Origin of the sequence: Bacillus cereus group sp. BfR-BA-01381 (assembly GCF_022663555.1) — a bacterium.
Lineage (GTDB): Bacteria > Bacillota > Bacilli > Bacillales > Bacillaceae_G > Bacillus_A > Bacillus_A pacificus.
In genome coordinates this window covers 1-8,562 of the sequence record NZ_JAKUFR010000136.1, presented here as the reverse complement: position 1 = coordinate 8,562, position 8,562 = coordinate 1, and the positions used below count along the sequence as shown (strand labels likewise).

The following is an 8,562-nucleotide window of genomic DNA, read 5'->3' as shown; positions in this document are numbered from 1 at the left end:
CTAAGTCAACATTCTATATTATCGAATATTCAATAATAAAAGAGAATATTAGGGAAGTAAGTCCAGTTTTGCAGAGTTTAACAGATAAAAAGAATAGCGAAATATAGGGAATATGGGGAGTATAGGAGAAGTGCTAGAGGATTAAATTGATTAATTAATTTTGTGGTAGATAATAGATGATCCATATGAATGAAAGAGTGTTTGCCTATTTTTATGAGCATAATGATATATATGATAGATTCTTTGAAGAAAAATATATACCAATTTAGTTTTTAGACACAACAAATAGCCTTGCATACCCCTTATTTTTTTGCAAGGCTCATTATAAATATATTAAAAAAGGCTATCAATATGTAATTCCTAAAGCTTTTGTAAATACATCAAGATTTCCAATAAGGTTAAATCTATTTTGCTTTACTTCCGTTTGGCCATGACGTTTTTGTTTATTTAAATGGTCTTTATATTTAATCATATATGCTTCTTCTACCCATGCAGCAATATGGTCTATAGATGATGCTTGTACATTTAAACATTCTAAAGTTTCACAGAAAGCATCAAATTGTACTTTATCCATAGATTTTGGCATTTTAATAGCTATTTTGTAACAATCTTCTTCAGTTACATGATTATTGTTTTTAAAACGTTTTTTTGCATACTCATATAAATCAATTTGGTCAGAGCTTGCATGTTCTTGGAGTTTCTTTGGTATTTCAGAACTTGAATCTAAATTGAAATGATGAACTCCTTGTTGTCTATTGTTATTTAGCTGTTCTTCTTTAGGTTCTTCAGTTTGCTTTTTATTGAGTACTTTTTCTTGTAATAGTTTAGAAAATGTATCTGTTACTTCAATTGCTAAAGCCCATTTTTTTCTAAAGTACTCAATGATTTGTATGTAATTTGAATGGATCGCTAAAATATATACAGATGGAGCCTTTTTTCCTTCTCTACGTGTTTTGATTTGTTGGCATACACCTATTTCTTCTAGCCATGCGATGATTTCATTAATTAGTGGTTTTGAAATTCCTGATTTCTTGCTGATATAGTCTTGTCTTACTTGAGAATATCCTTCTTGCACTAGGAAAGATAAAACTGTTTCAAGAGCTTGATATCTACGAGTTGTTTCAAGAAATTCTTTAGTGGTAACACCTTCTAGGTCCCAAACAATATTATCAATTTCTTTGATGACCTTTTTGATTGCTTTATTAATAGCACCAGGTGTTTTTGAAAGATGGTGAAGTTGAGGACTTAATTCTGATTTTGCTTTGCTTAATAAAAAATTTTTTAATAACACGAAAAAACCTCCCTAATATTTCCAGCCCAATATCGGAAAATTAGCGAGTTTTTTGTTCACAAAACTTCATTACTTATGATATAATTTAACCATAAAATAAATTTTGTGTAAAAAACTCTGCTAACGTGGGTTTTCAATTGATACAGTCGCCAAACTAGAAATCAATTGAAAACGGTGGGTGGAGTTTTATTTTTTTGTCTTTTTTTAATAAATTGAACTTAATTTCCTTTTTATATGAAATAACTATAACATAAATCTCTTTTTGGATTATATATTTCTAGTTATATATTTTATCCTTTTTTTCATGAAATATCAACTCATTGAAAAGTCTATTTCTTCCGTTTGATTAATTCTCAAAAAAAATCCCGGTTAATAAACTTATTAAGGTAATTAAGGGGATTTATACCTTTTGATTTAATAGAGTACAAATTATACAATGTTAAGGTCTGACGAGCAGAGCAATTATAATCTAGTATTTCTGTAAGGAAAAATACTTTTTTATAGTTAGCGAGCTTTTTTTATTTAAATATATTTGGAGGGATAATAAAATTGTTATTTTCAAAGTTAATAGATTTATGCGCGCTTTATGATTTGCATAAAAAAAGAAGCAAGGAATACCAATTTTCGGGGGTTCCGGAAATGGAATCTGTAGATATTAAAGAGTTTTATAAAGTAGATCACGCAATTGATATTCAATTTAATAATGAAGTGTCGGATTTGCAAAAATATAATATCGCTAAATTTGAATATCAAAGTCTATTGGAAAGTGATGATCCTTTTAATGATCTGGTAAGCGGTGAAGCTTATTTAAATAGAAATGAGGATGCACCTAATGTTATTTTTGTTCATGGCTGGCGTATGGAAAGTAATGAACGTGTGAAGAAAATCTTTCATGAAAAAATGATAGATTTAGATTGGAATTTATATTATTTTACTCTACCTTATCATTTTGCTAGGGAGCCGGAAGAATCATTGTTTAGTGGTGAGTATATGGTAAGTGCGGACATACAACGTACTGTAAAATCTACACAACAAGCGGTTGTTGATCTAAGAGGATTGATTCATTGGATTAAGAAGAATAAAAAAGGCCCTGTAATTTTAATAGGTGTGAGTTTGGGTGGATTTATTACAAATTTAACGGCATTAGTTGAACCAGAAATTGATGTGTTGACCTCTGTTTTTTATGCAAATCGTCTTTCATATTCGATCTGGAAAACAAATCCGGGTAAATATATAAAGAAGGATTTGTCTGTTCACGGTGTTACATATGAAGAACTCGTGGAGAGTTGGAAAATTACTGAACCAAGTCAAGCTACACCAATAATGAATCAGAAGAATATTCTATTGATTTCAGCAAAGCATGATCAATACGTACATATGAAGGATACAAGTTATCTTTGGGAAGAATGGAATAAACCCACACGTTATATTTATAATTGTGGCCATGCTGGGATTGTACTTAAAAGAAAACAAATTGCATCAGATACCATAGAATTTATTCGGAAACGAATATTCGAAAACGAATAATATCGGGGTGTATGTATGATAGTGCTGGTATTTTTACTGTGGATGATGGCAGCCATATTATTTCTAACTAATCCTAAAAATGAAGAAACACGGTGGGGAAGTGCAATCGCCCTGTTTGGTGGGTTTGGCGGTTTTGGAGTGATGCTCGGAATAGGGCCAGATCGTCCAGAATTTATTTTATGGATGGATGCAATTGCAACATCATGGGGGCATTATTTGACGCCATATGCTATTTGGATGTTTGGGGTTGTGTTTTCAGGGGTTTTTAGGACTAATTCATCTGTGAAAAGAATACTAAGGAATGTGGTGTTTTTAATACCGGTTTTCTATATGTATAGTATTGATCAAATATATCCTGAGTTTAAAACTGATTATGTTATTTTGTCTTGTTGGACAGTTCCTTATGTTATGGGAACAAATATATTAATGATTTACTCTACTTTTCGGGAAACAAGGCCGGCTATAAAGAAGAATAAAATATTTACATGTTTAGTTATTCTTCCGGTAAATACTTTTGCCCTGGTTACAAATATCATTTTGGAAGCTTTGGGTATAAAAGATGTATGGTTTTATAATCCATTGGTTATTGCTATTCAGTTTGTTATATTTGGGTACTTGATTATAAGGTATGGTTTTTTAGATGTTAAAATTCGTTTTGAAAGGCAACACAGAGATACCACTATGAAGGCTGTTGCATCTGGAACGGCATTATTGAATCATACGATTAAAAATGAAATAGCAAAAATTGATTTTTTAGTCAGTCAGTTAAAAGAACATAATTTAACTGAAAAAGCCAATGAGAGTATAGAGTTAGCCCTTAATTCTACTCAACATGTTTTAGAACTTTCCGCACGTATACAAAGTAAATTAGACGTTATGAACTTAAAAGAATCAAACTTTTGGCTATCAGATAATATTGAATCTACATTGGCTTTACTTCAACCGTATTTAAATTCGAATGTACAGGTTATTAAGCAGTATGAAGTAGATGTGAAAGTATGTGCTGATCCTATACATATACAAGAAACCCTATTAAATATTATTAAGAACGCTTTGGAAGCAATGAGTAATGACGGAAGATTATTAGTTAAGCTTTATAATACTAGACGGAAAGTATATATAGAGATTACTGATAGTGGGAAAGGGATTCCAAAAGACAAACTAGATCAGGTATTAAATCCTTTCTTTAGTACTAAAGGTACAAAAGGGAACTATGGATTAGGTCTAACATACTCCTATAACGTAATGCAGAAGCATGGTGGCGACATTTCTATTAAAAGTAAAGTTAATCAAGGGACTACATTTACTTTGTCACTTCCAGCTAAGAGAGTTCTTGAAGTTAATGAACAATTTAATATAGATGGGGGATCATAAAGGATGACTATAATTAGATTGGCCATTGTTGAAGATGATCCAGTATGGATGAAATGTTTGTGTGAGTATATAGAGAAGGAAAATGATATAACAGTTATTGAAAAAGCTACGACAAAAGAAGAGGCTTTACAAATAAATATTGAAAATATAGATGTAATACTACTGGATTTAACATTGTCTAATTCAAATGATGACGAAAATTTAAATGGATTAGAGGTTGCAAATTATTGGAATGATAGAGGTTTTAAAAATATTATCATGTTGACTTCTTGGGAAGAACAAGAAATTATTTTGGAGGCATTCGATAATGGCGCTATAAATTATGTGACTAAAACCTCATATAGAGACATTCCAGGCACAATTAGAGATGCATATCAAGGTAAGGTAAGTATTCATTCGGATGTTTCTTTTACACTTGTTAATGCTTTGAAGACGGAAAGGAAAATTAGTGTTTTAACACCTTCGGAGAGGGAAGTATATAAGTTAAAAGAAAAAGGCTTAAATAAGAATCAAATCGCTGATATGTTGTTTAAATCAGTAGAAACTATAAAAAAACAATTTAAAATGATTAATAGTAAAATTAAAAAGTGATAGTTTTAAAATCGTAAAAACATTATATTTTAACATTTAAATCGCGGTTCGGGAAGGGGTATCTTTTTAACCCTTCCCGAATTTATTTTAGGCTCGTATCATATATACAGTAATTTAATTATTCGATATCGAATATTAAGGGGCTGAGTACAATGATGACTATGATAAGAGAAGCAAGGTTGCAGAAAGGCTGGACTCAATTAGATTTAGCAAAAAAATCCGGTGTTCCACAACCGACAATTTCTCAGATTGAAAGTGGGGAAAGAAAATACCCTACTTATCAAAATATCAAGAAAATAGCTGAAGCTCTTGGGATAAAGACCGAAGAGCTTATGAAAGAATAGCTATTTGTATGACGGTTGAACGACATCCAATTGTACAAACAATATCGTTCAATCGTCATATTTTTATCTAACGTATCTGATGCTCAATGTCACCATAATTTCTATGCCGAATTTAAATGAATTCCGTAATCTGATTAAATGTAATATTCAGTGGAGGGAGATTTATGCAATTTAAAGAAATTGATCAGCAGTTCATTGAAAAACAAATAGAAAAAGACTTGTTTGAAGACGTACTGAATAATCAAGAAAATCCAGTGGAATTTTTCTATGAGATTTTAGATGTACTTCAACAATTTGAAAATAAAGGGTAGAGTATCCTGAAACAGATACCCTACCCATTTATTTTTCGTTTTGATCTTCATTGTTTTCTTTTATTTTTTGTAATTCTTCATCTTCAGCTTGTGCCGTGAAATTTAAGTAATTCACATATTTGATTAATTCTTGTTTAACCATAGGTTTTTTGCTATCTGGAATATTCTTGTATCTTTCATATATTTCATTGGCCAATTGAGAGACTACTTCTTTCTTTTGTGCTTCATTATCAAAAACTTGGTGGTTTAACATATAATCGATGCTAACTTTGAAATAGTTAGCTACTTTTATTAACATATCGAAATTTGGTTCTTTATTACCAAGTTCCCAAGAAGATATCGCGCTTCCTGTTACGCCAAGTTCTTTACCTAATGCGTTTAAGCTTAACCCCTTTAAATTCCTTAAATTTCTTAAATTTCTACCAAAAATGTTGTCTTCCAATCCAATCAACCTTTCGTACTTTATTGCGATTAGTTGAAGTCACTTCACTTGTTTTATTCCGTTGGAATAAAAATGTTCTTCTAACTGTTGACGTTTGATTAATAATCAAATAGAATATAGACAAGGAGGTGAGCATTTGGCTTTGTCAAATAAAACTAATTCAACAGTTTTACGAAAAGTTAGAGAAGAAAAAGATCTAACTGTACAAGAAGTTTCTAAAGGTACTGATATTCCTGAAAACACTCTTTATAGCATTGAAATAGGCAGAAGTGGTGTTAATGCTAAAAGGGCTAGGAAAATAAGTACATATTTAAAAGAACCTCTTGAAAGACTGTTCGAATCTAGTTCATATTATGCCAAACTTGAGGATGAACACCCTCGTTAGCTAATCGCTTTAAAATATTTGCATTTTATCATTATGTATACACTTTTCTATTGTAAATGATAAGAAGAGTTTATAAGCATTGATAAGATAAAAAAATATTATTTTATTATTATTTTTCTTTTATTGATAGTAAATACCTTCAAAGGGGGGAGTTTATGGAAAAAGAAAGTAGGCTTACATTTTATGATGTATCTTGTAAAGCTCACTCTGTAAAAACTTTTGATGGGAAAACATATCAGTTAAAAGGTGCTGTCGCTATCGAAAATAAAACAGGGGAAATCGTAAAAATAGCCCAAGTATATTATAAGGTACGATCAGTAGTGGATAAAAATAATAACCTTATTGCTAAAAGGAAAAATCCAGAAGATGAGCTTGTAGCGATAAGAAAACCCAAAAAGATTGCAGAGTAAGTTGAAGTTTAGCGATTTTGAAGTGTGCTGTGAGAGTATTTTAAGATTCCGTTTGAATGAAATATCTATTGGTGGGGATTCCACTTGGAATTTTGTATACAGCACAAATTGATCCTTTGATAAATGAATATTGCGTGCCGCCCTTGATATGGTCACTAGAGGGTTAGGTCGACGAGTAGAGTTTGGTGAGTGGAACTTAAAACTCATCTGTGGCCGTAATTTAACAGTGTATCGATGATCTGATTGATATAATCGTGAGAAATATCCCAAGTAGACGTTTCGATGAAGCGATCAATATCAAAAGGTAGATATACGAGGTTCTTCGTACATGCCGAAAACGTTGTGCTGTGTGAGGCTGTTATAAGTTAGACTGGGAATAACTTATAACAGCCTCATACGAGGTCGTCAATCTAGCCATAATTGACAAAATTTTATTCTTTTACTTTATACAAATTGATTATTCTCAAGTAGACTTCAAAATCGCTAATTATAAGAAATTAGATTTTATAGGTGGTGATGTTAAAAATTCGTGAACACCTTGATATTATATACAGTTTACATGAGTTTAAATGTTTTTATGGATTTAAAGTATCTGATTACTAAAAACTATTGGCACTTAATATTTTTTAGTCTTTCAATAGTTCTTTGTGTAATTCAGAATAAGAATGTGTTAGCTCTACTCGTAATCGCAATTGTTGCATTAATAATTGGTGTGTTAATTAGAGAAAAGATGCCATTGGCTAAGTTTTCGCCCGGAGATACAAAAATGATAGTAATTTCATCTATGTATTTATATATCTTAGGGTCTTTGAAGATACATTGGCTATTGATACCGATTTTATTACATGTAACAGTATTCATTTTATCAGCAGTAATATATGGGTTAATTGTGATTTTATTGTTTGTAAAAAAATATATATTTACCAGAACAATAAGCGGCTACCATTCCTTTAAATTTCTGAAGATTAGCATTGAACTAACAACAGAAGGTTTGAAAATAATCAGTATGAGTTACCGTTTTCCGGCAGCAATCTCTATAATTGCTGGTTTTATGTCGCTAGTATTGTTACAGTGGTAATATATTTTGTATTATAGGTATATTAAGATGAAATATTAAACTGGAGGATTAATCATGAAAAAAACAATTCTAACTACAACGGCAGCATTAACAATGATGGGAACGGGTATGGGAATCAATGTTGACCATATCAAGCCAGCTGAAGTTAAAGCTGATACTATATCATTCTATGATGTACCAAATAACCACTGGGCGACTAAAGCAATCACAAACTTAGCGAATAGAAATATTGTTGCTGGTTACGGTAATGGACAGTTTGGTTTTGGCGATAATGTAACTCGTGGCCAAGTTGCTCGCATGATCTATAACTACTTAAAGCCAGCGGATGCGGGTAATTTCAAAAACCCATTTAGCGATATTAAAGGGCATATGTTTGAAAAAGAGATTCTAGCACTTGCTAAAGTTGGTGTTATTAAGGGTTATGGAGAAGGGAAATTTGGCCCGGATGATATCTTAACACGCGAACAAATGGCGCAGGTACTTACAAATGCTTTCAAATTTGAGGGAACTAAAAATACATCATTTGTAGATGTTGATAAAAACTCTTGGTCGTACAAGGCAATAGGTGCTTTAGAAGAGAAGGGCATTACGATTGGTACAGGTGGTAATATGTATTCACCAGCATCAGTTGTAACACGAGAACAATATAGTCAGTTTTTATTTAATTCTATTAATGTAATAGAAAAAGAGAAAGAGACTAAGCCAGAAGAAAAGCCAAACACTGGCGGAGAAGTTAAGCCAGAAGAAAAACCGAATACTGGCGGAGAAGTTAAGCCAGAAGAAAAACCGAATACTGGCGGAGAAGTTAA

The 8,562-nt window shown here is 31.6% G+C and carries 10 protein-coding genes; 8 read left to right on the top strand and 2 right to left on the bottom strand.

Annotated features, from left to right (window positions below):
- Positions 1 to 346: 346 nt before the first annotated feature.
- A complete protein-coding gene (locus MR079_RS26635; protein WP_087095673.1) occupies positions 347 to 1,291 on the bottom strand; it encodes a hypothetical protein in 945 nt (314 codons plus the stop codon).
- A 549-nt stretch (positions 1,292 to 1,840) separates the two neighbouring features.
- Between MR079_RS26635 and MR079_RS26630 the strand changes: the two genes are divergently transcribed.
- From MR079_RS26630 to MR079_RS26610, 5 genes are all read left to right on the top strand, one after another.
- Positions 1,841 to 2,818 carry an alpha/beta hydrolase gene (locus MR079_RS26630; protein ID WP_242294940.1) on the top strand — a complete coding sequence of 326 codons (978 nt, stop codon included), beginning with the start codon at positions 1,841 to 1,843 and terminating at the stop codon, positions 2,816 to 2,818.
- A gap of 15 nt (positions 2,819 to 2,833) precedes the next feature.
- Positions 2,834 to 4,192, top strand: a complete 1,359-nt coding sequence (locus tag MR079_RS26625) for a sensor histidine kinase (RefSeq protein WP_087095672.1) — start codon at positions 2,834 to 2,836, stop codon at positions 4,190 to 4,192.
- Between the two features lie 3 nt (positions 4,193 to 4,195).
- On the top strand, positions 4,196 to 4,783 hold the full coding sequence (locus tag MR079_RS26620) for a response regulator transcription factor (RefSeq protein WP_061112677.1): 588 nt from the start codon (positions 4,196 to 4,198) through the stop codon (positions 4,781 to 4,783).
- Between the two features lie 155 nt (positions 4,784 to 4,938).
- Positions 4,939 to 5,127, top strand: coding sequence for a helix-turn-helix domain-containing protein (locus tag MR079_RS26615; RefSeq protein WP_465038433.1), 189 nt, complete (start codon positions 4,939 to 4,941; stop codon positions 5,125 to 5,127).
- Between the two features lie 164 nt (positions 5,128 to 5,291).
- Positions 5,292 to 5,438, top strand: coding sequence for a hypothetical protein (locus MR079_RS26610; protein WP_001159719.1), 147 nt, complete (start codon positions 5,292 to 5,294; stop codon positions 5,436 to 5,438).
- Positions 5,439 to 5,466: 28 nt separating this feature from the next.
- Here MR079_RS26610 and MR079_RS26605 read toward each other — a convergent pair whose 3' ends face one another.
- On the bottom strand, positions 5,467 to 5,880 hold the full coding sequence (locus tag MR079_RS26605; RefSeq protein ID WP_061112678.1) for a helix-turn-helix domain-containing protein: 414 nt from the start codon (positions 5,878 to 5,880) through the stop codon (positions 5,467 to 5,469).
- 136 nt (positions 5,881 to 6,016) lie between these two features.
- Here MR079_RS26605 and MR079_RS26600 point away from each other — a divergent pair, with 136 nt between their 5' ends.
- The 3 genes from MR079_RS26600 to MR079_RS26590 all read left to right on the top strand — a co-directional run.
- Positions 6,017 to 6,265 (top strand): helix-turn-helix transcriptional regulator, encoded by a 249-nt coding sequence (locus tag MR079_RS26600; protein WP_061112679.1) that lies wholly within the window; start codon positions 6,017 to 6,019, stop codon positions 6,263 to 6,265.
- Positions 6,266 to 6,420: 155 nt separating this feature from the next.
- On the top strand, positions 6,421 to 6,675 hold the full coding sequence (locus tag MR079_RS26595; protein WP_000410279.1) for a hypothetical protein: 255 nt from the start codon (positions 6,421 to 6,423) through the stop codon (positions 6,673 to 6,675).
- A gap of 1,132 nt (positions 6,676 to 7,807) precedes the next feature.
- On the top strand, positions 7,808 to 8,562 hold a 755-nt coding region (locus MR079_RS26590; protein ID WP_242294939.1), incomplete at its 3' end, for an S-layer homology domain-containing protein.

Excerpts from the sequence above, each read along its gene's own strand:
- MR079_RS26615 (WP_465038433.1), top strand. The coding sequence starts at position 4,939 with ATGACTATGATAAGAGAAGCAAGGTTGCAGAAAGGCTGGACTCAATTA.
- MR079_RS26620 (WP_061112677.1), top strand. The coding sequence starts at position 4,196 with ATGACTATAATTAGATTGGCCATTGTTGAAGATGATCCAGTATGGATG.
- MR079_RS26610 (WP_001159719.1), top strand. The coding sequence starts at position 5,292 with ATGCAATTTAAAGAAATTGATCAGCAGTTCATTGAAAAACAAATAGAA.
- MR079_RS26595 (WP_000410279.1), top strand. The coding sequence starts at position 6,421 with ATGGAAAAAGAAAGTAGGCTTACATTTTATGATGTATCTTGTAAAGCT.
- MR079_RS26625 (WP_087095672.1), top strand. The coding sequence starts at position 2,834 with ATGATAGTGCTGGTATTTTTACTGTGGATGATGGCAGCCATATTATTT.